Source organism: Arenibacter sp. F26102 (assembly GCF_023015865.1).
Classification (GTDB): Bacteria; Bacteroidota; Bacteroidia; order Flavobacteriales; family Flavobacteriaceae; genus Arenibacter.
The window spans coordinates 47,773-72,629 of the sequence record NZ_JALKBC010000021.1; the positions used below are offsets into that span (position 1 = coordinate 47,773).

A 24,857-nucleotide genomic window follows, 5' to 3' on the forward strand; every position below is an offset into this window, starting at 1 on the left:
ATAAGTTAGTATAAGTATCGTAAAAGTGCATTTCCTAATCCAGTAATGATGATCTTTGGTGTAAGAACTATGAAAATAACCAAGTCAAAATATCGATTTTTAAGGGGGACCGCCAAAGTTGTTTTGGTGCTTGCACTGCTATTTATCGTTTTGGTACTTTTCGTTAGAAGCCCTTGGGGACAAAATATAATTGTTTCCAAAGTCACTTCTTATGTTGCCAATAAGACCAACACCAAAGTTGAAATAGACCGACTTTTTATTACTTTTTCAGGGAATGCCTTTTTGGAAGGCCTGTATCTGGAGGACCAGAAAGGTGATACTTTGTTGTTTTCAAAAAGCTTGGAAGCCAATATACCTCTTTCTCCCTTGTTGTTCGGCAACGAACTAAACCTTAAGTCCGTGGAATGGGATGGTCTAAAGGCACATATAACTAGGAGCGGAGATTCTGGCAAATTCAATTTTGATTTTTTATTGGAAGCCTTGGCCACCAATGACACAACTCCCCCTTCCCCGGAAGTAGAACCTATGAAAATTAATGTTGGATCGCTTAATTTATCCAACTTTAAAATTAATTACAATGATGCGTACTCTGGCGTGGAAGGAGGTCTTGTTTTGGGGCAATTATATTTAAATTCCAATACCATAGACTTGGAGACCATGCTCTTCAACCTGGAGGATCTTGAGCTTTCGGATACGAACATCAATTACAATCAGACCAGGCCTTTTGTTCCTGATGATAACACACAAACACCGCTGCCTTTTTTAGTAGTCAATAATCTTAAACTGAAAAATGTGCGGGCCAATTATAGTTCCATCCCAGAAGGTGTGCTGGCCAAGGCATACATAGGCGATTTTGTTTTGGAACTTCCCAAGGCCGATTTAAGCAGGAAAGAACTGGAAATTGGGTTGCTATCCCTTAAAGATTCGGACATTTCCTTAAATTTTCAGAAAAGGGAACTTACCCCTAAGGACACTACCGGTAATACTGCAGAATATGTTGAATTTTCCTGGCCACAACTTTTTATAGTGGCAGATAACATCGTCCTCAATAATAATTCTGTCCAATACCGTTCTGCTAATAATGCAACAACAGAAGGTCAGTTTAATCCCAACGATATTTTCCTTTCAAAACTAAATTTAGAATCCAATGACCTCAACTACCAACCTAAAAATGGCAGCTTGAAGATAGATCATTTATCATTTGTTGACAAAAGTGGCTTTCAGTTACAAAGTCTAGGTTTCGAAGCCAAACTGGACGATAGCTCAGCATCGCTCACTGGATTAGAATTAAAGACCAATTCCAGTTGGTTAAGGGCCGACATAAAAATGAATTATCAATCCTTAAACCAATTGATCTATTCCCCTGGGAAAACCAAAATGGACCTACAAATGTCCAGCTTACATCTCGCTCTGCAAGATGCCCTATTTTTTCAACCTAATTTAAACAAGAACGAATATTTTTCTGCCGCCCTGCAGCATCCATTTACAGGGAAATTAGATGCCACAGGGATACTTGAAGATATTGATATCCATAATCTACAATTCTTCTGGGGCAGCAGTTCCTTGATAGCTGAAGGAACCGTATCCAACCTTATGGAAACGGATTCGCTAACCTTTGATTTCCCTAACCTAAATGTAACTACCATCCGAGAGGATTTGCAACAATTTGTTTCGGAAAAGGATTTGAACATTGAAATTCCCCAGACCATTTTTTTACAGGCCAAAACCTACGGTAATCCAAATAATATCTCGGGGGAAGCCTTTTTGAAAATACCGGAAGGCACTGCCAAACTTAATGGTAACTATTCCAGCACAGACAAAATCAACTTCGACGGAAATCTTAAAGTGGATAGCCTGCAACTAGGTAAGTTGTTAAGAAATGAGCAGTTGGGACTCATGACCTTTAATATCAAAGCTTCTGGTAATGGTAATAGTTTTAATACTCTAAATGCTGTTTTCGAATCCGATTTTACTCAATTGGAACTTAAAAAATATGACTTTTCAAATCTTGAGTTAAAAGGAAAAATCGAAAATGGGAAAGGTGATATTGACCTGAACTTTAAGGATAAGAACCTTAATTTCAAATCGAACACGGCTTTGGTTTTGGATTCCATCTCTTCAAAAATAAGGCTAAACCTAAATGTTATTGGAGCCGACCTACTAGCACTCGGTATCACTAAGGCAAATATCAAGGCCGGGCTGGACTTGGAAGCCGATTTTGACGGGAACATGAACAACTATGGATTGAATGTACAGATAAACAATGGTGTAGCAGTTTATGATGGTCAGCAGTACCAAATGGGCCTCATGAAAATAGAATCCAAAATAGACACCCTTAGCACCGAAGTTAATATCAAGAGTGATTTTCTGAACGGCGGACTAAAATCGAACAGCTCCCCTACGGGAATCAATACCGCTCTGACGAAACAATTCAAAAGTTACTTTGAGGACACTATAAAAGAACCCTCCCCTTCTGATTCAGTTAAACTTGAAATGAATCTAAATATACATCCAAATGCCCTTATTACCGAAGTATTTCTAAGGGATTTGGAGCAGATGGATTCCATTATTGTCAAAGCCAATTTTGATGCGGCCACCAAAAATATTAATGCCAAATTAATGGTTCCCTCAGCTAAGTATAAGGGAATTACACTGGACAGTATGAATCTCTCGGCAATTGGCGATTCCTCCAACTTAAATTTCACCGCTGGTATTATAAACCTCATTTCGGATCCGGTTCATATTAAAAGGACATATTTAGAGGGCTCCCTTAAAAACAAGGAATTGTTATTGAATTTCAGTTCATGGGACGAAAAGGAAAAAGTAGTGTTTATCGCCTCAAAAATGATTATCGCCAGGGATACTACCTTGCTACATATAAATCCGGACGGACTCTTATTCAACAAAAAGGAATGGATTATGCCCGAAGATAACCAGATAACCTTCGCCCCTGACCACCTTGGTTTTAAGAATGTAAATTTGACTAGAAATTCCCAGCAACTGAGCTTGAGCAATTCGGCCTCCGATTCTGAAGAAGAACATCTCGCCATAAACTTCGACCAATTTAGGTTACAAACCTTTCTAAGCCTGTTCAACCCAGATTCCCCCTTGGCCTCTGGCTTGGTAAATGGAAATCTGATTGTGGAAAATCCATATGGGGCAACAGGAATTGTAGCCGATTATAAAATTAGCGATTTAGAGATAATGCAACACCCCATTGGTAATTTGTCCTTAAAGGCCACTTCCAAAACCAGTGATACCTATGATTTTAATCTAGCCCTTAAAGGTGCAGGGTCGGACTTAGATTTAAAAGGGGACTATGCCGCTGCAGAAACTGGGGCCAAACTGAACCTTGATCTGGACCTAAACAGAATAGACCTAAAGGTTATTGAAGATTTTTCATTTGGGACCTTGAAAGATACACATGGTTTTCTTTCCGGGAAAATAGATGTTTCGGGTACCACCACATCCCCGGTTTATACAGGAACCATCAACTTTAATGACACCGATTTTAATGTCGCCAGCTTGAATTCTGTCTTTAAAATATCGGATGAAACATTAAAGATTGATACGGACGGAGTGTATATGGATAATTTTCAGATTACCGATGCCAATGGCAGCTATTTTAAATTGAATGGTTCTATTGGTACCAAAGAATTGTTGAACCCAAAATTAGACCTTAGCCTCAATGCCAAACAATTTCAGTTCCTGAACTCCACAGAGAAAGACAATGAATTATTCTATGGAAAAGCCAGTATTGATATTGACCTTTCTGTAAAGGGCAATTTGAAACTACCCATAATAGACGGAAAACTCCGTGTGCGCGAAGGTACCGAAGTGACTTATGTTGTCCCAGAATCCCAGTTGGATGTTGAAGAACGTGAGGGTGTGGTCATTTTTGTAAACCGTGAAAATCCCAATGCCATACTTACTAGAAATGACAATGAAGAAACGCCAGCCTTCTTTAGTGGCTTGGATGTCAAAGCCATCCTGGAGATAGCCGAAGATTCCAAATTTAATATTATTATAGATAAACGTACAGGAGATAACCTTCGCGTTTCTGGGGATGCCTCCCTTAATCTTAATGTAGAGCCCAACGGAAGGATGCAGCTTACAGGGCGATACGAACTAAACTCCGGGCATTACGAGACCAATCTGTACAACCTAGTGAAACGAAGGTTCCTGATAAATCCTAACAGCACCATAACTTGGCAGGGAGACCCCACCAATGCCAAGTTGGACGTTACCGCAACCTATACAGTGGAAACTTCAGCGGCCCCTCTAATGTCGTCCGTGGTTTCCAGTGAGGATAATAGCCTAACCGGCAAATACCGACAGGTCCTACCATTTTTGGTTTATCTTAATGTAGATGGGGAACTGTTGGAGCCAAAATTGTCGTTTGGACTGGATATGCCAGAGGACGAACAGGGATCATTGGGTGGTGCCGTCTATGGAAGGGTACAACAATTGAACCAACAAGAGGCTGAGCTTAACAAACAGGTATTTTCCTTGTTGGCACTTAATCGTTTTTATCCTGATACCGGAAGCGACGGAAGCATTGGTGGTACTTCGGCCATTGCAAGGGACAATGTAAACAAAGTATTATCAGGGGAACTGAACGCATTTTCGGACAGGGTTTTTGGGCAATCCGGGTTCGAGGTGGATTTTGATTTGGACAGCTTTACCGATTATCAGGGCGAGAGTCCCCAAGACCGGACCCAACTGAACATCAACGCCAAGAAAAAATTGTTCAACGACCGCTTGATCGTAACTGCAGGTAGTGCCGTTGATGTTGAAGGCAGCGCACAGCCAGGGCAAGAGGAAACCCCAATAATCGGTAACGTAAGCCTAGAATACCTACTTACCAAAGATGGTCGTTATAGACTAAGGGGGTTTAGAAAGAACGAATATGAAAACATCATAGACGGACAATTGATCGTAACTGGGGTAGCCTTGATCTTCAACAGGGAATTTAATAGATTTAGTCAATTGTTCAATCCTTTAAAGGAAGTCGAATCAGCTGAAGAAAAAGACAAAGAAATTCAAAAAAAAGAATAAAAGTTTGATGGCAGCAAAAACATATCGGACTATTTTAACCCTGCTAATTCTAGTAGGTATCTATTCCTGCAGTGTTGGGAAATACATCCCTGAGGGCGAAGCTCTATATACTGGTTCAAAGATTGATGTTGCGTTTGACAAAGAAGTAAAGAACCAAAAAAAGGTAACGCAAGAATTGCGCACTATAGTGGCCCCTGAGCCCAATTCCCAATTTTTGGGGATTAGACCGGGCCTGTATTTCCATTACAAAGCACAAAAGAAAAGACCCGGTTTTATAAATCGTTGGCTCAATAAAAAAATTGGGGAAGAACCAGTTTATCTTTCCGATGTAAATCCGCAGCGGGTAAAACAACTTATGCTGAACAGACTGGACAATCGCGGGTTTTTCTATAGCCAGGTATCCTCTGAAATAGACAGCACACAAAAACACGCTGCCATTAAGTACAACTTAACATTGCCAAAGCCCTACACTCTGGAAAAATTTGAGTTGGAAAAAGACTCGCTGCCCATCTATGCCGAAATTGAAAAAGCCTTGGAAGAAACAAAAATTAAGCTTGGAGACCGATTTGATCTGGAACTGATGAAATTTGAAAGGGAACGCATAGATCATGAACTTAAACAAAGGGGATATTACAATTTTAATCCCGATTTTTTGATTTTTGAGGCCGATACCAATCGTTATGACAACAAAAGGTACGACCTCTTTCTACGGTTGAAAAGAAACCTCCCAAAAAAAACGGTGATTCCCTATACCATTGATTCCATTTCTGTTTACCCCAACTTCTCCATCGACACGGAAAAGGAGGTCGACACCAATACAACAGTAGTCAACGGCATTAATTTTATTCAAGAAAAGGAATTCTTTAAACCTAAGAAAATGGAACCCTATATATTGTTCGGGGTAGATCAGAAATATAATTCGGAAACGGCCAGGTTAACCAGTAATAGACTTTCGGCCTTGGGAAACTACAAGTATGTAAATATCCGGTTCAATGAAAGGGACACTTCTAAAGTAGATAGTACTGCTTCCTTATACGCCGATATTTTACTTTCCCCACTTACCAAAAGGTCTGTACGGGCGCAACTACAGGCAGTAACCAAATCGAACGGTTTTGCTGGGCCGGGAATATCTCTCACCTATAACAACAGAAACCTTTTTAAAGGAGGGGAAACCTTGAGCATAACGGGTAATTTCGCCTATGAAACCCAGCTTTCTGGAGGTAAAGGCACTGGCCTCAGTAGTATAGCGGGTGGACTCAAAACCGATTTGATCATCCCTAGACTAGTTCCCTTTTCCCCTGAACAATTTAAATACGCGGTACCCAAGACCAAAATTAGCTTAGGAACCGATTTCTTGAAACGCACGAAACTTTATACCTTAAACTCGTTCAACGCCACCTTTGGTTATACCTGGAATGCCAATAGATTTGTATACCACGAGCTTAATCCTATCAGCATCAATTACGTAAACCTATCAAATACCACAGAAGAATTTACGGCCATTTTGGATAAAAATCCGTTTTTGAAACAAAGTTTCGACCAACAGTTCATCGCTGGATTCAACTATACCTTTACCTACAACGAACTGGTAGATGTGAATAACAATCACCCCTTCTTCGTTTCCACAAGCCTGGATATAGCCGGTAACACGCTGAACCTTATTGGCGGGTCCGATAAAACGGTTTTTGGATTGGAATATGCACAATATGCCAAGGCCGATATCGATTTTCGTTATTATATAAAATGGGGCAAGGAACAATCCCTCGTCAGTAGACTTTATGCGGGATGGGGAATTCCTTACGGCAACTCCTCCACACTGCCATTTGTAAAGCAATTTTTTTCGGGCGGTCCCTATAGTGTAAGGGCATTTCAAATACGGTCGCTGGGACCTGGAACATTTAGTTCTACAGAAAATGGCACTTCTTCCTTTTTTGATCAATCAGGAAATCTGCGATTGGAAGGCAATTTGGAATACAGATTCCCCATATGGTCTTACCTAAAGGGCGCCATTTTCGCAGATGCCGGCAACGTATGGTTGACCAATGATATAGAAATTTCGGAAGATGAACCTGAAGCCAGTAGAGAGTTTAATGAAGAATTGCTCGCCAAAGGGAAATTTGGTTCCGATTGGGCCAAGGAATTGGGTATTGGTCTGGGCTTGGGCCTTAGGGTAGATATCCAAAGTTTTGTATTGCGTTTCGATTTTGCATCTCCCTTACAGGTTCCATACCTGCCTGAAGGAGATCGTATCAGAATTCCATTTTTTGATGGCGGCAGCAACAATATCCTCTTCAATTTTGCCATCGGTTATCCCTTTTAAAAGTTATTAGAATTTAAAAACATCCCTTGTTTTATTAAGAAAATCATAAAGTTTTGCATCCAAATTAAATGGATCAAAAATGTAATCTTTTGAATTATTGACTAGTGGCATTTAGGTCTAATTTTATTAAAGATAAATTATTAACCCGTCTGCCTTTTGGTGCAGACCTTAAATAAACAAGACTATGAACAGTGATCAATTAGAAGGAAAATGGAAACAAGTCAAAGGTAAGTTCAAACAGAAGTACGGTGATCTTACCGATAATGACCTGACTTATTCAGAGGGTAAGTTTGACGAATTCTTAGGCCGATTACAAGAAAAAACCGGAAAAAGAAAAGAACAATTAAAAGAAGAGATCGATAATATGTAGCCTCGAGCTCATAAGTTTAAATCTCATTGCAACAACCCCCACAGAATTGTGGGGGTTGTTTTTTTATAGAAAAGATTTATTGGACCAAAGCTAAAACTTGGGTCTCGCATTAACCTAGTGCTTATCCAAAAAAGAAAAAATCACTAATTAAGGAGATTTAAGAAATACTTTCACAGGGTTTAGCCCAATTAAATGGGCATTATATCCTCCGTAGCTAAAGCCCTTAGCTATATCCCTGGCGTTGTTGCGGGGATGTCGCCGCGGTCCCTGCCTACTGCAGGCAAGCCTAACGCTATATAAAAGGTTCCAAAGAAAGAAACCCATAGTTCCAATTGGATGGAATTATCGGAGCAATTAAAGCCTGTCCTTGTTGTCCTTGGCGTATTCCTTTTTATACATCCGGACAACAATCAGAAAAAGACTAATAAGAAGGGGACCAAATATCAGTCCTATAAATCCAAAAATGGGTACACCTACAATTACCCCTATTAACGTAATCAAAGGATGCACATTGTCCAATTTTTTAAGAATAAAAAGACGAAATAGATTATCTGTTGCCCCTACTACAATAAAGCCGTATAATAGAATACCCCAAGCTTGGAATGTACTGCCTTCTGAGAGCGACAATATAAAAACTGGGACAATGCCCAACAAAGAACCAATAAAAGGAATCATAGAACCTATGGTGACAATAACGGCCCAGAAGAAAGGGGAATTAATGCCAAAAATAAGAAATCCTATTAACGAGATAATCCCTTGAGCCAATGCCACTAAGGGAATACCCAAAGCGTTGGAGCGCACCATAGCCCTAACTTCCTCTCCTATTATCTTTAGATTTTCCTTCCCAATAGGAATATATTTAAACAAGGATTCCCGTAGTTCCCGTCTGTTGGTCAACATATAAAAAAGCATAAAATACATGATGGCAATAGAGATGAACATATTAAAAGTTCCTCCGGCAAATCCTTGTAGGTTGGTGGAAAGCCAGGAAGAAACAGCACCTGCATCAATTTCGGAAGTTAAGTCATATCCAACTAGGTCTTCCCATTTTGCCAATTGTGATTTCACTGCTCTTATGACTTTCTCAGAATTTTGTACGGCATTACCAATTTTTGTGCCCAACATAAACACAATTCCCGAAACAGGTAACAAAATACATACAAAGGATATCACCAACAATACGGTGGCGGCCAGATTGGGGTGCCAACCCTTTTTAACAAGTTTTGCCATGGGTCCCCTTAGAAGCACATAAATGGTAATAGCACCCAAAACTCCGGTAAAATAGGGAAGAATTGCTTGAAAAATTAACCCGCCAAGCATTAGAATAATCAGTATAATGAACAACTGTCGTATTACATTGGGATCAATATTTTTCATAGTTCATTTGCTGTAGGTTATATTAAAAATCCTGACATCCCTTGTAAATAATTAAAGCCTCAAAACCACCAATATAAGATAAACAATTTTACAAGAAAAAATCATGAAGCACACTGTAGGAGGAAGTAAATATAAAAGTCAAAATGGAAATCAGGAAAATATAGTATGGCTGATAACCTCATTGATAAAAAATAGGAAGCCAAAGTTAAAATAACCCAACCCCCTATGGCCTAGGCCAAATAACGAACTTGGGTCATTCCTTTCCCAATCCACCAAACTATATTTTTATAAGGGTTTTCTACCCGATATAATATTGTAAAGAACGGCAATTACGGCTATGACCAGGAGAATATGAATCAAATTACTAGTTCCCATGCCGGCAACTATACCGAAAAAACCTAACATCCAAATAATAATACTAACTACAGCAATTAACCAAAGTATACTTCTCATAATTTTAAGTTTAAGTGATTAGAAATTTATGTTTAAATTATCTTTCTGTCCATCTGATGATGTCATAAATAACTTAATTCTAAACACTTATAAAATTATACACTTGTATTGATGTAATGTAATGCATTAGATAAATTTATTAATGCAATCCATTGGAATGTAAAAGTGTAGTACGTTTGAGATTCTACTCTACGGTTATGTTCGGTTTAATAAATTACTAATACTATTTATGGGAACATTCCTTACAGGTGCCGGTTAAAACACAATTCACATTTTCGACTTCGTATTCATCTGGAATTGAAAAATTAACTTTGACAGGCAAACACTCTATAGTATCACATTTAAGACATCTAAAATGAAAATGATGACTAGGTTTTTGATTTTCTTCACATTTCACACATAATGCAAAATACTGTTTACCATCTTCTGCAACCACTCTATGCACAATACCGTCGTCACAAAAACGGTTCAGAACACGATAGATGGTAGCCCGATTGATATCAATATCTATCTTCTGCTCAATGGCATCTTGACTCATCGCTTTACCTGTCTTTACCAAAACATCCAATACAGCTTCTTTGGTGGGTGTATTCCTTCTTTTCATTAATTAACGCGATTTATTCGTAATTATTTATTGCGATTGTATTGCAATATTACAAAATAAAGATATATTTGCAATAAATACTAATGCGATGAATTCGCATTTAAAATAATTATAATGATTAGAAGAGCCGTAATTAAACAAGGAAGTCTCGCCGCTCTGTCTATTACTTTACTTAGTTCATTTACCAGTTTTACAAAAGCTAACGTTATGGAAGAAAATAAAACTTTTGAAGTGATTATTATTGGCGGGAGTTATGCGGGGCTTTCTGCAGCTATGGCCTTAGGTCGCTCTTTAAGAAATGTGCTGATAATCAATAGTGGAAAACCCTGTAATATCCAAACACCACATTCCCACAATTTCTTAACGCAAGATGGCAAGACACCAAAAGAAATTTCCACCTTAGCCAAACACCAGGTTGAACAATACAATACCGTTTCTTTTATAAATGACCTAGCTATAAATGGGCAAAAAATACCTTTAGGTTTTGAAATTGAAAAAGAAAACGGCAAGACATTTACAGCAAAAAAAATAATCCTCGCAACCGGAGTAAAGGACATCATACCCAACATCAAAGGATTTTCAGAATGCTGGGGCATTTCTGTAATACATTGCCCTTATTGTCACGGTTATGAGCATAAAGCAGTAAACACCGCCATTATGGCCAATGGTGAAAGGGCATTTCATCTTGCTCCCTTGGTGCAGAACCTTACCAATGATTTAACCATTTTAACCAATGGCAAGATGGATTTCAATGAGCAACAATTAATAAAGCTCAAAACAAATAATATTGAGGTAAATAAAAAGGAAATATTGGAAGTTGAACACAAAAATGGTCATTTACAAAAAATAGTTTTCAAGGACGGTAGCAAAGAAAACTTCCTTGCTGCCTATGCGGCGATTCCTTTTGAGCAGCATACCTCCATTCCGGTTGACCTAGGATGTGAACTGACCGAGAATGGTCATATCAAAGTAGATTTCTTTCAGCAAACTAACGTTGATGGCATCTACGCCTGTGGAGATAATTCCAGCCCAATGCGTTCGGTAGCTTATGCCGTAGCCACCGGAAATATTGCAGGCGCCATGGTCAATAAAGAATTATCCCACGAAGAATTTTAAGCAAGATCAATAATGGTTGAGGTTTTCACAACAAATATTCCAAACAAAAGTCAGGTAGCTGACATTATAATAACGCTAGAGAATAATTCTTCAGGTTGGAGAATAACTTTTGATATGGAACGCAAAATAATACATTACCCCCTGTGACCATAGTTTACTTAGAGTTGAAGGAGATAAACGATGCAAAAAACAGAAAGCGATATGACAGAATTCAAGGAAGATAATTTTATTCAAAAACAAGAAATGTGGAGTTTTAAACCGGCAAGATCCGCTGTGTTAACAAAATAATTCCTGTTTAAAAAAAATAAAAAACATTCCTATTCCAGATATTGGTTATGGCCATCTGCCACAGTTCTATAAACAATATGCCTTTTGCTTCCCGAAAATTAGTAAAAAAGGAAAGTCAACAATTAATCCTTAACTGCTATGAACAGCTTATTGAAAAGGGGTCTATGCTTTTTTCTGCTATAACAAATGAAGCCCCAAACTTTGGAATGGAAAAACGTATTGGCAAAGATTGTTATGAGCTACACAAAGGCGCCAAAGTCTTTTATTACGACAAGCAATCTGTAAAAGAAGAATTTGGTGAGGTAGGTCTTTTTGAAATAATAGAGATCGATGAAAATCAATCATTTTACTTCATCATGTGCTAGAGAACAAAAATATTAAACAGAAACCAAAAAATATGAAAATTAAGAACAGTACATTAGATCTCGTAGCCCTTTCAAGCTCCCTTATTTGTGCGATACATTGCGCCTCTATTCCAATAATGCTTTCATCTACCACTTTTGGTAGTATACATTTTTTGGCTAACCCATTTATAGAAAGGACATTTATTGGTCTTGGCTTTGTCTTTGTCTTGGCTTCATTGTGGCCTAGTTATCAAAAAATTCACCGAAAATTGAAACCCTTGAAAATTGCTGTTATGGGCTTTATATTTATTGGTTTGGGAAGGCTCCACTTTACAGAGTCATGGGAAATAGGTAATACTATAATGGGCACTTTGTTAGTATCCTTGGCCCACTACTATAATTGGAAATTACTAGGATGCAGGGTACATCATAAACATTAATTATTGTTAAGATTATTTTAACACCGTATTAACCTTATTTAGCTATGTTTGCATTTAATGAGAAACAGTCGTCTAAAAAATAGTATCAGTATTCTGTTGCTTGCTCTTTTCATCTCAATGAAAATGGCAGGGCTTCATGTGCTTTCCCATACAGACGATAAGGAGCATGCATTGCATTGTTATATTTGCGACAATGCTGTCTCCCATAACTTAAGCCCGGCAATTTCTGCGGATATTCCGGAATATGGTATTAAAAACACAGAGTCCATTCTCCAGATAGAGAAATCTGAAAATTACGCTTTTGTTGTTTCAAGTACTATTGCTCGTGACCAGCTCTTTTCACGACCTCCACCTTCTTTACTTTAAGTTTCCCTTGCCCTTAATTCTTTCTGGAATTCTTGGATAACTCCAAGGCTCTATAGTTACACCTAATTCGTAATTGAGAATGGTATATAGATTATTTCCAATAATCGCCATTTGAAGTTAAGGAACTGGCCATACCACCGCCTTTTGGCTATCGGCTTAAGACCAAGAAGGTACTAAAGTTACTATCAACTTCCAGGCAGAATTAAATGCATAGGTTTTGTAATGACCCCTCCATGGGGCAATTGTTCAAACTTATTGTAATAAATCATGATCCATAAAATGCTGGGTGTATGGCTATATTTTAGCCTATGCTCTATGGTGTTTGCACAGGATTCTTTCCAAATAGAAGGATCCGTTGTAAATGCCAACACCTTACAGCCTCTAGAAGGCGCCAATATTATTGGTAAGGGCCTTTTTTCAATTTCATCTTCTACTGGGACATTTACCATAAAAAATGTTGCTGAGGGTACCTACTCTTTGACTATATCGCATATTGGTTACTCGTCTGAAACGGTAACTCTTAAGGTAGGACCAAAAATGGACACCTTAAAGATCTACCTAAGGGAGTCTGTCACCGAGCTTCAGGATGTGGAAGTCAATGGTAAAACCAAAAAAAGGGAGACCCAAGAATTGGCTACGGTATCGCACACCGTCTCTAAAGATTTTCTTGATAAAAACAGGGAGAACAGTTTAATGCAGACCTTGAAGAATATTCCCGGGGTAAGCACCATTAATATTGGTTCAGGGCAGTCTAAACCAGTAATCAGGGGCTTAGGGTTCAATAGGGTAGTCGTAGTCCAGAACAGCATAAAACACGAGGCCCAACAGTGGGGCAATGACCATGGATTGGAAATTGACCAATACGGAGTTGAAACAGTAAAGATTATAAAGGGTCCCGCCTCATTGCAATATGGGTCCGACGCCATTGCTGGTGTGGTAGATATACAGACTTCGAAATTGCCAGTTAAAAATTCATTGAAGGGAGAGGTAAACTTGTTAGGAGAAACCAATAATGATTTATTGGGGGTTTCGGCAGGCATACAAGGTCGTAAAAACAAGTGGTTTTATCGCGGGCGATTAACATATAGGGATTATGGAGATTACAAAGTGCCAACGGACAAAATCAATTATGAGAATTACATTTTTGAACTGCATGACAATAACTTAAGGAATACGGCCGGGAAGGAAGCTGATGCAAGCTTGGGGATCGGTTTTATTTCAGGCAACATAAAGTCTGAAACTAATTTTAGCAATGTAAATGCTAAAAATGGTTTTTTTGCCAATGCCCATGGCTTGGAGGTCAGAAGTTCCAGCATTGATTACGATAGTTCCAACAGGGATGTCGATTTACCCTATCATAAGGTAAACCATTTTAAAATTACGAACAATACCTCCGTAGGTATTGGAAACCATACCCTTCATTTGGATCTGGGGTATCAAAACAACCATAGGGAGGAACGTTCCGAACCTGTTCCGCACGGATATATGCCAACGCCACCTGATAGCAAGGAACGGATATTTGATAAAAATACCTACACCTTAAATATTAAGGATTCCTTTAGCCCCAATCAAAGGCATGATGTTGCAGCAGGTGTAAATTTGGAATATCAAGACAATAACATAGGGGGATGGGGCTTTTTGATTCCTGCATATAACCGTTTCACCATTGGAGCTTTTGCCTATGACCAATTTGAGCTTCATCCAGATCTACATTTATTAGGTGGCTTACGTTATGACTATGGGGTGCTGGATAGCAAGTCCCATTATGACTGGTATCCCTCAACAGTGAACAACAGTGATGGATCCACATCCTACATCTATCTGCAAAGGGCAAAAAACAAAACCTTAAATTTTGGTAATATCAGTGGCTCCCTTGGAATAAGTTACATACATAAAAATACTACCTATAAAGTCAATTTAGGAAAGAGTTTTAGAATGCCTTTGGCCAACGAACTGGCCTCGGACGGCGTAAATTATCATATGTATCGGTACGAAAGGGGAAATCTAGATCTTGACCCTGAATCATCTTATCAATTGGATCTGGATATTGATCATACTACTGCTGCGTTTAGTTTTGGAGCTAGTCCCTTTGTAAATATTTTTGAGAATTTTATCTACCTAAATCCCACTTCAAATTATTATGAAACCCTTCAAATTTACGAGTATACCCAGAGCAAGGTGTTTAGGGCCGGAGGAGAGATCAGGGCAAGTACCACTGTATTAAAAAATCTACAATTGGATGCTTCTGCAGAGTACGTTTATTCCAAGCAGACAAGTGGACCCAAGAAGGGTTTTACACTTCCGTTTTCACCCCCATTGTCGGGACTGTTCTCCGCCAGCTATCAATTCAAGGACTTTCTTTTTTTGTATGAACCAAAGGTAAAAGCGGACTATAGAATTACGGCAGCACAAAATGAAATAGTACCTCCCGAAGAAGTAACGGAGGGGTATCAAGTGCTCAACATGTCCTTTACAGCTCAAATGAACCTTTTTAAAAGCGCCAAGCCTTTTGATGTGCGGGTAAAACTCAACAATGTGTTGAATACACACTTTTATGACCATACCAGTTTTTACCGGTTGATAGATGTGCCTGAACCCGGCAGAAACCTATCCATTTCATTGACAGTACCTTTTTAATAAATAGTAATCATAAATAAATTAATAACAATTAAAATCAAACACATGAAAACAAACATTATGAAATCAAATTTTAAATTTTTGGCCATTGTTACTTTTTTAGGACTCGTTTTACACTCTTGTAGCAGTGACGACGACGGAGTTTCCGATGCATCGGCCCCAGTAATTACCAATTTCGAATTTGGGGAGGGAAGCGATCATTCCACGGAACCATACGCTTATAAGGGTTCCGACCTTCATTTGGAAGCGGAAATAAACGCGGAAGGAATAGTCAGCAGTATTTCCATAGACATACATGCCGATGATGTTCAGGTTGGAGAAGGCGAAGTTGAATGGGATTATGAAAATACCTACACAAATGACTCCTACCTGGTAATTAATCCAACCTTTCATGAACATATCGATATTCCATCGAACATTCCGGCAGGTGAATATCATATTGTGTTGACGGTAACCGATGAGTTGGGAAATAGCACAGAGATTGAGGGTCATCTGGAGATTTTGGATCCTATTGTGATAAGTGATTTTTCTATGGATACCACCGTCCAAAGAGGAAGTGATTTTCATGTTGAATTTATGATCGATGCCGTTAATGGCATACACAACATTACGGTAGATATCCATGCACATGACCTTACAATTGGCGAAGGAGAAGTAGAATGGGACTATGAAGAGATTTTTGAGGACGGATTCCATGAGGAGATCGAAGCGGAGTTCCATAAACATATCGATGTTCCCGTTACTGCTCCTGCCGGCGAGTATCACGTCCTATTTACAGTTGAAGATGAAGATGGAAACACAAAAGAGTATGAAACGCATATAGACGTTACCGCATAATAATATAATAACTATACCGCATGACGTAGAGCCATTTATGTCATGCGGTTTAAAATTTACATTATGGGATTTTCAACAAAATACTTTTTCATTCCAATACTTATCCTAGTTGTCGCCTCCTGTACCACCGATGACAATGCAGCTAAGGACGAACAAAAACCAACTATTGATATCAATTATGATGAAGGGTTTCCCCAAGCCTGTTCACAACTTGTAAGAGGGGAGACCTATTCTTTTAAGGCGATGGTCTCTGATAATGTGGAATTGGCCTCTTATAGCCTGGATATCCATCACAATTTTGACCATCATACCCATGATGATCAAGATGGAGAGTGCAGTATGGACACTAAAAAAACAGCCATAAATCCATGGATTTTTATTGAAAATTATTCCATTGAAGACGGGTTGACTATCTATGAAATAAGCATCGGCCTAACAATTCCCAACGATATTGATACAGGGGACTACCATTGTTCCTTTTCAGTAATCGATGAAACAGGGTGGCAAAGCAGAACATCGGTAGATATAAAAATTATAGATTAAGAATTATACGTTATACCATGAAAACAATAACAGATCGAAAAAATGTACTATTGGCAGCCCCTATGGCGCTACTAATGTTTTTTACCTCTTGTAGTTCCGATAACAACGAAATTGAATTGGCCGAACCCACCATTTCCAATATTGAGATTGGGTTAAGCAACAATGAAATTGGGGTCATTGGCCGTGATTTTCACCTATACGCTGAGATCGTTGCAGGTGATAAGATAGATATGGTCCAGGTTACTTTCGAACCTATCGAAGGTGAGAACTATGCTGGTTCATGGAGTTTTGAAATGACCTGGGATGAGTTTAAAGGGGTGAAAAATGCCACTGTGCACAAACATTTTGATATTCCAGAGGATGCGGTAGAAGGAAAGTATGATTTCACCATAATAGTATACGATGAAAACGGCACAACCCTGAAAGAGATGAGAAATATTACCATTTATAAAGCTGAGAACCTACCCGTAGATCCACAAATAAGGTCTTATTTAGTGGTTGATACGAGTACAAATAGGCAATTATTTAACTATACAAAAGATGGCAGTGGTGACCGACTACTTATAATGAACAATACCCTTACCGCCCAAGCCTACATTAACAATGTAAAAGGTGACGGCAAATTGTACGTGGTCTTGATCAATAAAAAGCACAATCACAAACCGGAATACATAGATGCCATAGACTATTCAAAAACCATTATTTGGGACATTGAAGAACACACAGGTTTAGAAACATCCAAAACTTTTGGCAATACTGTTTTAGATTTTAGCACAACACCAATTACAATGACAACAGCTAATCTCCTTATTGGTGCCGAAAGCGATAACAACCTACCGACCCCTAATGCCATTACGGGGTTAAAGGCATGGGAAGATGGCACATACTATCTGGGACTTCTTTATCAGAACACCACCTACAATATGAGTCTCTTCTATTATATAGAGGTTACCTTATCTCTGTGATTAAAACTTATATGAAATATAACTTGTTAAAGACAGAATCTATTTAAAGACAGAATCAATATATACTAAACACTTTAACTTTAAATCAATAAACCTAGCGACATTATTAAGTATCAGAGTATGTGATCTATTGTAAATACATTTGTAAATACATTTGTAAATACATTGCCAAAGATATATTCTCAATATGAACAAGTTATTGCTTTAGAAAAGGCATACACATTACTAAGTCTTAATTTATCCGGATTCGGATAGACTTACTAAGTGTACGCCTTTATTTTTGGCTATTTTACCAACCTCCCCCCAATGCTTTGTAAATATTTACAGTTGCGATTTGTTGTTGCTTGTTCACATCGATCAATTCCAATTTGGTTTGTAATGAGTTTTGTTGTGCCATTAAAACTTCTAAGTAATTGGCTTTTGCCATTCGGTAAAATTCTTTTGAGGCCACAATAGCATTTTCAAGTACTTCGTTTTCTTGGCTTTTAAGAGAAATAATATCCCTTAATTGCTGAATGTTCGAAAGTTCGTTGGCTACTTCTACATAGCCGTTCAAAATCGTTTTTTGATAATTGTACATTACAGTCAATTGGTTAGCTTTTGCCGTATTGAATTCTGCTTTTAAGGCATTTCTATTCACCAAGGGAGCAATCAATCCGCCGGAGGCTGCATAACCAATAGATGCCGGGGATTTAAATAGATATTTTAGGTTAAACGCCTGAAAACCTAAAGCCGCTCCAATATTAAAGCTTGGAAAAAAGGCAGCTTTGGCAGCTTTTAGATCAAATTTGCTGGCCTGCACTTGAAATTCTGCCTCGCGAATATCAGGGCGGTTTAATAGCAATTGTGATGGCACTCCAAACGCAATTTGTTGGGGTACTTCCCGAAATAATTTTTCTTTTGTTCTTTCAATGGGTTGTGGATACCTTCCCAATAAAAAGTTTACTCTATTTTCTGTTTCCACTATTTGCTGAAGAGTATTCTTTTTAAGGGCCTGGGTATTGAGCAGTTGGGCTTGAAATTGTTGAACAGCCAATTCATTGGCTTGGCCCACTTCTTTTTGCAATTGTACCACTTCCAAAGCTTCATGTTGCATTTTTATGGTTTGCTCAAGGGTTTCCAATTCATTGTCCAAGGCGAGTAGGTCATAGTAAGCAATGGCAGTAGCTGTTATTAAGTTCGACATGACAAAACGATTTCCCTCAATACTTGCCAAATAATTGGATATGGCCGCTTTACGGCTGTTTCTCAATTTTCCCCAAATATCAACTTCCCAAGTGGCTGTAAGTCCTAAAAAATAATCTTCAACAGGATTGGGAATACCTTTGCCTTCAAACTCGGTGGTGGAGTTACCTGCAAAGCTTTCGGTGTATTTGGCATATTTGGTGGAGCCGGCAGCAATGTTTCCGTCAATTTTCGGAAATAATTCACCGCTAGAAAACCGAACCCCTGAACGTGCAATTTCGATGCGCTGTAAGGCCATTTGTAAATCATAATTATTTACCAATGCCGTGTCGATCAAACTGATCAAATATTCGTCGGCAAAGTAATCTTTCCAGTTTATTTTTGCAATACTGGTAGTATCGGTTGAAGTTTTACTGAAACTTGTTGGCGCTTCCCTCTCCGGAATGGACAAGTCGGTGTTAAGAGATTTACAACTGCAAACTATCAGTAGTAACCCAAAATATATTATTTTAAATAGTTTCATTTTTTTATTTTTATAATGTTTCCTTAATAGGATTTCCATCCTTTCTGTTTCCGTTGAATTTTTCGGATATTTTGGCAAAAACGAAAAACAGCCCGGGTATGACGATTACTCCGAAAACGGTACCGAACAACATACCTCCAAAAGCCGCTGTTCCAATGGTTCTATTACCAATGGCTCCTGCTCCAGAGGCCAGTACCAAAGGCAGTAACCCAGCCATGAAAGCAAGTGATGTCATTAAAATAGGGCGTAACCGCAGTTTAGCACCTTCAATGGCGGCCTGCAGTGCTGTTGATCCTTCACTGTGTTTTTGAGCTGCAAACTCCACAATTAAAATGGCGTTTTTACCCAATAGACCTATGAGCATGACCATGGCGATTTGAGCATAGATATTGTTTTCCAACCCTAATATGGTAAGCATAAAAAATGCTCCGAAAATTCCCGTTGGTAGCGAAAGAATTACAGGTAATGGAAGCAAAAAACTTTCATATTGTCCTGACAAAATCAGGTATATAAAGAACAAACAGATAAAGAAAATTACAAGGCCTTGGTTTCCTGCATTGGCCTCGTCATAAGAAATTCCTGACCAAGCAATATCATAACCTCTTGGCAATTTTTCATCGGCAACCTCTTGTATGGCCTTTAAAGCATCACCACTACTATATCCAGGAGCTTCCTCGCCATTTAGCGCAGCCGCAAAATACATATTGTGACGATTTATTTGATCTACACCAAAGGATTTTTCAAGTGTTATAAAATTTGAAAGCGGTACCATTTCATCTCTATCATTCTTGACTCTGAAATTTAAAATGTCTTCAGGGTTTGCCCGATATTCCGGTAGAGCTTGGACCATTACCTTGTAGGTCTTACCAAATTTAACAAAGTTAGAAGCGTATTCACTTCCTACAAGAGTCGAAAGCGTACTCATAGCATTGTTGACTGTAACTCCTTTTTGGGCGGCTTTATCATAATCAACATTTAAGTCGTAATGAGGTATGTTTGCATTGAAAATAGTAAAACTATTGCCTATTTCAGGTCGATTGTTCAGGTCTTCAATAAACTGTTGTGTAACAGTTTCCATAGCTTTCAGGTCGTTTCTACCTGCTTTATCAAGCAGTTTCACCTCAAAACCACTAGCATTTCCATATCCTGGGACAGGAGGAGGTGGAAAAAACTCTATCTCAGCATCTTTAATGTGGGCTGTTTTTTCTTTAAGATGGGCTATTATCTCCGTAACCGTAGCACTACGTTCACTCCATTCTTTTAAGTTGATGAGGAAACTGCCATAAGTTGCACCTGTACCATCAGAGAGTATGTTGGTACCGGCCAAAGAAGAAATACTCTCTATTTCTTTAATGTTTTCGACTTCTGTAGCAAATTCGTTAACCACCTTTTTTGTGCGTTCCAAGGTAGAACCCGGAGGTGTTAAAATATTTACATAAAACATTCCTTGGTCTTCATTCGGAATAAATCCTGTACGAAGAATGTTTCCAAAAATACCCGTGCCTATAACAAAGGCCACCAAAATACCCCAAGTCATTACTTTCCTATTGATAATTCTATTCAGAAGGTTTTTGTATTTATCTTCCAAACTTTCATATAAGTGGTTGAATTTTAAAAAGAAATTACTAAAAAGTGTTTTCTTTTCTACGCTTGGGTGTTTCAACAATAGAGAGAACAGGGCAGGAGCCAATGTAAGTGCTACAATACCGGACAACACAATGGCTATGGCCATAGTCAGCGAAAACTGACGGAAGAAAACACCTGTAGGCCCACTCATAAAAGCTACGGGAACAAATACGGCCGACATTACCAAAGTTATGGATATAATAGCCCCGCTAATTTCTTTCATAGCAGATTTAGTAGCTTCCTTGGCACTCATCTTATAGCGTTCCATTTTGGCGTGCACGGCTTCTACTACTACAATTGAATCATCCACCACAATACCAATTACCATAACCAAAGCAAAGAGCGTAATCAGGTTGAGGGAAAAGCCGAAAAATTGCATAAAGAAAAAAGTACCGACAATGGAAACGGGTACAGCAAGAATGGGAATTAAAGTTGCCCTCCAATTCTGTAGAAAAAGAAAAACGACTAGGGTAACAAGAAGCAAGGCTTCAATGAAGGTTTTAATAACTTCATGTATCGAAGCATCCATAAAGCGCGATATGTCGTAACTTACTTCATAGTCCATCTTTTCAAGAAACATAGTTTCCTTTAGTTCTTCCATACGTTTTTTGACATCGTCTATAACTTCCCTAGCATTGGTGCCCGGTAATTGTTTAAGAATTATCGAGGCCGCTGGTTTGCCATTGAATTTGGCTTCAACATCAAAATATTCTGTACCGAACTCTATGTCTGCAACATCTTTCATTCGTAAAATTTCACCTTCTTCGGTTGATTTTATCGGAATGTTCTCATATTGTACTTCAGAGTTGAACCTCCCTGAGTAGCGTAAAATATATTGAAGGTCAGAATCTTCTGATTTATCGGAATTCTCACCAATTTTACCAGGAGATGCTTCTAAATTTTGCTCCTCCAAGGCATCCAATATGTCGTCTGTAGTAATGTTATAGGCCAGCATTCTATCAGGTTTTACCCAAATACGCATAGCGTATTCCTTTGCTCCCAAAATATTGGTAAAACCAACGCCTTTAACTCGTTTTAATTCGGTTAGAACATTTAAATCGGCAAAATTATGGATGAATTTTTCCGTCATTTCCTTGTCATCACTAAATATGTTGATGTACATTAAAATGGCATTGGTTTCTTTCCCAATCAATACACCTCGCTCTATGACTTCTGGCGGAAGTTCCCCCATTACGTCCGTTATTCGGTTTTGAACATTAACGGCGGCATCATTGATGTCGGTGCCAGTTTCAAAAATTATTTGAACGATACCTACACCGTCACTACCAATATTACTGCTCATATATTTCATATTGGGCACACCGTTAATGGCACGTTCCAGTGGTTCTATGGCAGACTTTGCTACGGTTTCGGCATTGGCACCTTGGTATTCTACTTCAACGTTTACTTCTGGCGGAGCCACTGAAGGATATAGTGCCATAGGTAATTGGAAAAGCGATAGTATACCCAGGAAAAGTATAATCAATGAGATGACTATCGCCAGTATGGGGCGATTTATGATATTCATTTTCATAGTTTTAAATTTTATAGGTTAGTTACTATGTTTGAAAATGAAACCACTTCTGGAATTACCTTGTCTCCTTCTTTGACGTGCTGGATGCCTTCAAAAAGGATTTTATCTTTGGGAGACAAGCCCTTTTTAATGGCAAAAAGATTTGGTAACCGAAGCGAGGGAGTAATTTTTCGAACTTGAATTGTATTCGTATCATCTACCACAAAAACGCAAAGTTCATCCTGACGGTTGAAAGTAGCTTTCTGTGGAATAAGTAGTGCATTCTCAAGTCTGCTGCTTATTTGTACTTTTCCTGTCGCACCGTGTTTTAGGATATTATCTTGATTTGGAAATATAGCTCTAAATGCAATGGTTCCCGTATTTTTGTTAAATTCACTTTCGGTTGTTTCTATAATTCCTGGATCAGGATAGGGGGTTCCGTCAGCTAATATTAAAGAAACTTCTTTGGTTTCCTCTTTGTCTTTAGACATTACATATTTCAAATAATCAATTTCTGAAACATTGAAATAAGCAAATACATTCTTGTTATTGGATATTGTTGTCAGCAAAGCACCTTCATCCAAAACACTGCCCTCTCTGTTGGGAATGCGGTTAATAATGCCATCAAAGGGAGCTTTTATCTGAGTAAAAGAGAGGTTGAGCTGTGCTTGTGCCTCCTCTGATTGCGTTTCCTCCAATTCAGCTTTTAGGGCATCAACTTTAGCAACAGCAAGATCATATTCAGGCTGTGAAATGTAATCCTTTTCCAATAACTTCGCAGAGCCTTTCAACTCTATTTCTGAAGCATTGAGCTCTGATTGCACCTTTTTTACGATCGCTTTTGCCCTTTGCAAGTCTTGCAAAAATTGCCTGTTGTTAATAGTAAAAAGTATTTGTCCTTTATTCACCGTTTGCCCTTCGTCTACCTGTAGGGATTCGATAATCCCGCCGACACGTGACCGTAGTGCCACGTTTTGAAAAGCATTAATTTCCGCAATATGTTCGTTCGTATAAACAGTATCCTTTACTAAAGGCATTATTGTTAAAAACGTTTGCTCTTTACTGGTTTCTTTGTTTTTTGATGAGCAGGATGCCAATATTACAATAGCAGCCATACCCAAAAACAATATAAAATTCTTCATTGTTAATAGATTTAATGGAATAAATAAAATGTAATCAGGAAGTTTTTCCTAAATGTAGGAATAGGCAAACGGTAATCACCTTAAGGGCGAGAACTGTAAAACACAGTATTCACCTAAGGGATCAGTCCTAAGTTTACCAATAAAAATGAAGAATTATGCCTTGGGCGGAGGAGGAACTATTTCGGGATGAAATTGTTCAGAATAATTGTCGAAATATAAAAACATGTTGTGCTTAATAGCTATATCGCCATTATCCAACATAAAATCCATTGCTAGTTGCTGTTGATAAAATATAGGTTGAAAATTGTTCTTGACTATTACATTATGACCTGAATCATCTTCCTCATATTCAGGAATGGCATTTTCAATACCCAAGACTTGTTCCAATATAATCTCTACGATACTTTCCATATCGTTGTAACTCAAATCTTCAGGAACACCTTCAGGTTGAGGATCTTGCACATCCACACTAAGGTTCAAGATGTGCAGTGCCATCAAAAACCAAAACAATTTTAAGTTGATATGTGTCCTTATGAATTTCATCTTCAAGCTGCGAATATAAGTGGTTTTACTGTTACTATCGTAAAATGTTACAATAAAACGTACCATATAGGTTTTTCAACATTTCATATCAATCTCACCAAAAAGAATTACAGCTATACGTCCAGTTGCATGCAGGATTACCTCGCCGCCCGCGGTGATTCTTTTATAGGGGCGGTGCTCAAGATAATCCGACACAGCCTAGCGGCTTTACGGTTTTTTTTGGTCGGGGTGGCAGAATTTAAAGTGTACTTATCAAAGTCAGATCCCATATGGTAACTCAATTTATAAATATCCCACTAACGTATTGATTATGTGTTATTTACGGGTTAAAATTACAAAGAAAATCAATGTCATAAAATATTATAAAACTCCGAAATTAACTAAGTGTCTTCATATTTAGCAAAAGTACCTGCCAAGAGTTAAGCTCAAATTAAAAAATAGTCCCAAATAAAGTTCCTTTTATGGGCTGGAAAAAAATTTCTCAAAGATGAGATAAACCTTTGTTTTCAACAATTTTAGTATAATAGTTGCCAATTCTTTGCAGACTGTCAATATTAATGTCGGGTTTTGTGGGACAAAAGGGATAAGCAATGAGTCCTGATATCAT

Annotated in this window: 17 protein-coding genes; 10 read left to right on the top strand and 7 right to left on the bottom strand. The window is 38.3% G+C overall.

Annotated features, from left to right (window positions below; genetic code table 11):
• Nucleotides 1-69 precede the first annotated feature (69 nt).
• The 3 genes from MWU78_RS20615 (at nt 70) to MWU78_RS20625 (ending at nt 7,748) form a co-directional block, all read left to right on the top strand.
• Complete coding sequence (locus MWU78_RS20615; RefSeq protein ID WP_247001375.1) at nt 70-5,058, top strand: translocation/assembly module TamB; 4,989 nt, start codon at nt 70-72, stop codon at nt 5,056-5,058.
• Nucleotides 5,059-5,065: 7 nt separating this feature from the next.
• Entirely contained in the window at nt 5,066-7,378 is a 2,313-nt protein-coding gene (locus tag MWU78_RS20620; protein WP_247001377.1) for a BamA/TamA family outer membrane protein, read from the top strand.
• Between the two features lie 184 nt (nt 7,379-7,562).
• Entirely contained in the window at nt 7,563-7,748 is a 186-nt protein-coding gene (locus tag MWU78_RS20625) for a CsbD family protein (protein ID WP_103475993.1), read from the top strand.
• Between the two features lie 354 nt (nt 7,749-8,102).
• On the opposite strand, the gene MWU78_RS20630 is transcribed toward MWU78_RS20625, so the two are convergent.
• The 3 genes from MWU78_RS20630 to MWU78_RS20640 form a co-directional block, all read right to left on the bottom strand.
• A complete protein-coding gene (locus MWU78_RS20630; protein WP_247001379.1) occupies nt 8,103-9,125 on the bottom strand; it encodes an AI-2E family transporter in 1,023 nt (340 codons plus the stop codon).
• A gap of 285 nt (nt 9,126-9,410) precedes the next feature.
• Complete coding sequence (locus tag MWU78_RS20635; RefSeq protein WP_247001381.1) at nt 9,411-9,578, bottom strand: lmo0937 family membrane protein; 168 nt, start codon at nt 9,576-9,578, stop codon at nt 9,411-9,413.
• Nucleotides 9,579-9,801: 223 nt separating this feature from the next.
• The gene (locus tag MWU78_RS20640; RefSeq protein ID WP_247001383.1) at nt 9,802-10,182 is read right to left on the bottom strand and encodes a transcriptional repressor; all 381 of its coding nucleotides are present in this window, start codon (nt 10,180-10,182) and stop codon (nt 9,802-9,804) included.
• A 207-nt stretch (nt 10,183-10,389) separates the two neighbouring features.
• On the opposite strand from MWU78_RS20640, the gene MWU78_RS20645 reads away from it, so the two are divergent.
• From MWU78_RS20645 to MWU78_RS20675, 7 genes are all read left to right on the top strand, one after another.
• Entirely contained in the window at nt 10,390-11,298 is a 909-nt protein-coding gene (locus MWU78_RS20645; RefSeq protein ID WP_247001415.1) for an NAD(P)/FAD-dependent oxidoreductase, read from the top strand.
• A 335-nt stretch (nt 11,299-11,633) separates the two neighbouring features.
• On the top strand, nt 11,634-11,951 hold the full coding sequence (locus MWU78_RS20650; protein WP_247001384.1) for a hypothetical protein: 318 nt from the start codon (nt 11,634-11,636) through the stop codon (nt 11,949-11,951).
• Between the two features lie 476 nt (nt 11,952-12,427).
• Nucleotides 12,428-12,736 (top strand): hypothetical protein, encoded by a 309-nt coding sequence (locus MWU78_RS20655; protein WP_247001386.1) that lies wholly within the window; start codon nt 12,428-12,430, stop codon nt 12,734-12,736.
• Nucleotides 12,737-13,003: 267 nt separating this feature from the next.
• On the top strand, nt 13,004-15,373 hold the full coding sequence (locus MWU78_RS20660; protein WP_247001389.1) for a TonB-dependent receptor: 2,370 nt from the start codon (nt 13,004-13,006) through the stop codon (nt 15,371-15,373).
• 45 nt (nt 15,374-15,418) lie between these two features.
• The gene (locus MWU78_RS20665) at nt 15,419-16,210 is read left to right on the top strand and encodes a DUF4625 domain-containing protein (protein WP_247001391.1); all 792 of its coding nucleotides are present in this window, start codon (nt 15,419-15,421) and stop codon (nt 16,208-16,210) included.
• Nucleotides 16,211-16,273: 63 nt separating this feature from the next.
• The gene (locus tag MWU78_RS20670; RefSeq protein ID WP_247001393.1) at nt 16,274-16,753 is read left to right on the top strand and encodes a DUF4625 domain-containing protein; all 480 of its coding nucleotides are present in this window, start codon (nt 16,274-16,276) and stop codon (nt 16,751-16,753) included.
• A gap of 17 nt (nt 16,754-16,770) precedes the next feature.
• Nucleotides 16,771-17,718 (top strand): DUF4625 domain-containing protein, encoded by a 948-nt coding sequence (locus MWU78_RS20675; RefSeq protein ID WP_247001395.1) that lies wholly within the window; start codon nt 16,771-16,773, stop codon nt 17,716-17,718.
• A gap of 289 nt (nt 17,719-18,007) precedes the next feature.
• On the opposite strand, the gene MWU78_RS20680 is transcribed toward MWU78_RS20675, so the two are convergent.
• From MWU78_RS20680 to MWU78_RS20695, 4 genes are all read right to left on the bottom strand, one after another.
• The gene (locus tag MWU78_RS20680; RefSeq protein WP_247001397.1) at nt 18,008-19,426 is read right to left on the bottom strand and encodes a TolC family protein; all 1,419 of its coding nucleotides are present in this window, start codon (nt 19,424-19,426) and stop codon (nt 18,008-18,010) included.
• Between the two features lie 10 nt (nt 19,427-19,436).
• Entirely contained in the window at nt 19,437-22,580 is a 3,144-nt protein-coding gene (locus MWU78_RS20685; protein WP_247001399.1) for an efflux RND transporter permease subunit, read from the bottom strand.
• A 17-nt stretch (nt 22,581-22,597) separates the two neighbouring features.
• Complete coding sequence (locus MWU78_RS20690) at nt 22,598-23,707, bottom strand: efflux RND transporter periplasmic adaptor subunit (protein ID WP_247001402.1); 1,110 nt, start codon at nt 23,705-23,707, stop codon at nt 22,598-22,600.
• Nucleotides 23,708-23,860: 153 nt separating this feature from the next.
• Nucleotides 23,861-24,202: a hypothetical protein gene (locus MWU78_RS20695; RefSeq protein ID WP_247001404.1), complete on the bottom strand. Its 342-nt coding sequence runs from the start codon at nt 24,200-24,202 to the stop codon at nt 23,861-23,863.
• Nucleotides 24,203-24,857: the final 655 nt, after the last annotated feature.

What these genes read in the sequence shown, in the direction of transcription:
- MWU78_RS20615 (WP_247001375.1), top strand. Translation starts at nt 70, where the DNA reads ATGAAAATAACCAAGTCAAAATATCGATTTTTAAGGGGGACCGCCAAA.
- MWU78_RS20620 (WP_247001377.1), top strand. Translation starts at nt 5,066, where the DNA reads ATGGCAGCAAAAACATATCGGACTATTTTAACCCTGCTAATTCTAGTA.
- MWU78_RS20625 (WP_103475993.1), top strand. Translation starts at nt 7,563, where the DNA reads ATGAACAGTGATCAATTAGAAGGAAAATGGAAACAAGTCAAAGGTAAG.
- MWU78_RS20630 (WP_247001379.1), bottom strand. Translation starts at nt 9,125, where the DNA reads ATGAAAAATATTGATCCCAATGTAATACGACAGTTGTTCATTATACTG.
- MWU78_RS20635 (WP_247001381.1), bottom strand. Translation starts at nt 9,578, where the DNA reads ATGAGAAGTATACTTTGGTTAATTGCTGTAGTTAGTATTATTATTTGG.
- MWU78_RS20640 (WP_247001383.1), bottom strand. Translation starts at nt 10,182, where the DNA reads ATGAAAAGAAGGAATACACCCACCAAAGAAGCTGTATTGGATGTTTTG.
- MWU78_RS20645 (WP_247001415.1), top strand. Translation starts at nt 10,390, where the DNA reads ATGGAAGAAAATAAAACTTTTGAAGTGATTATTATTGGCGGGAGTTAT.
- MWU78_RS20650 (WP_247001384.1), top strand. Translation starts at nt 11,634, where the DNA reads ATGGCCATCTGCCACAGTTCTATAAACAATATGCCTTTTGCTTCCCGA.
- MWU78_RS20655 (WP_247001386.1), top strand. Translation starts at nt 12,428, where the DNA reads ATGAGAAACAGTCGTCTAAAAAATAGTATCAGTATTCTGTTGCTTGCT.
- MWU78_RS20660 (WP_247001389.1), top strand. Translation starts at nt 13,004, where the DNA reads ATGATCCATAAAATGCTGGGTGTATGGCTATATTTTAGCCTATGCTCT.
- MWU78_RS20665 (WP_247001391.1), top strand. Translation starts at nt 15,419, where the DNA reads ATGAAAACAAACATTATGAAATCAAATTTTAAATTTTTGGCCATTGTT.
- MWU78_RS20670 (WP_247001393.1), top strand. Translation starts at nt 16,274, where the DNA reads ATGGGATTTTCAACAAAATACTTTTTCATTCCAATACTTATCCTAGTT.
- MWU78_RS20675 (WP_247001395.1), top strand. Translation starts at nt 16,771, where the DNA reads ATGAAAACAATAACAGATCGAAAAAATGTACTATTGGCAGCCCCTATG.
- MWU78_RS20680 (WP_247001397.1), bottom strand. Translation starts at nt 19,426, where the DNA reads ATGAAACTATTTAAAATAATATATTTTGGGTTACTACTGATAGTTTGC.
- MWU78_RS20685 (WP_247001399.1), bottom strand. Translation starts at nt 22,580, where the DNA reads ATGAATATCATAAATCGCCCCATACTGGCGATAGTCATCTCATTGATT.
- MWU78_RS20690 (WP_247001402.1), bottom strand. Translation starts at nt 23,707, where the DNA reads ATGAAGAATTTTATATTGTTTTTGGGTATGGCTGCTATTGTAATATTG.
- MWU78_RS20695 (WP_247001404.1), bottom strand. Translation starts at nt 24,202, where the DNA reads ATGGCACTGCACATCTTGAACCTTAGTGTGGATGTGCAAGATCCTCAA.